Origin of the sequence: Vibrio sp. 10N.222.52.B7 (assembly GCF_041474275.1) — a bacterium.
Classification (GTDB): domain Bacteria; phylum Pseudomonadota; class Gammaproteobacteria; order Enterobacterales; family Vibrionaceae; genus Vibrio; species Vibrio crassostreae_C.
This window is the reverse complement of the sequence record NZ_JBFRTU010000697.1, coordinates 1-318: the sequence shown is the minus strand read 5'-3', so window position 1 is coordinate 318 and position 318 is coordinate 1. Positions and strand designations below refer to the sequence as shown.

Here is a 318-nt window from a genome sequence, read left to right as displayed (position 1 = left end):
GGCACGTAAAGAAGCTGAAAAAGAAGAAAAGATGCTACAAAAAGCTCTAGAAAAAGCGCGATCTGAATTAGGCCAAGCAAGTGAAGAACAGAGAGCTGTATTTGAAGCACAACTTGCAGAATTAGAAAGCAAGCTACAAGAAGCTGAAGAAAAAGGTCAACGTGCGCTATCAATGGCACAGCAAACTCGCCGAGGGCATGTTTACGTTATCAGCAACGTTGGTAGTTTTGGTGAAGAGGTGTTTAAGATTGGTATGACTCGTCGCTTAGAACCAATGGACAGAGTAAAAGAACTTGGTGATGCTTCTGTACCATTCTC

General features: G+C 42.5%; 1 protein-coding gene. It reads left to right on the top strand.

The genetic code is table 11. The features are described 5' to 3' along the window. On the top strand, positions 1-318 hold a 318-nt coding region (locus AB4512_RS24865; RefSeq protein WP_372176134.1), incomplete at both ends, for a GIY-YIG nuclease family protein.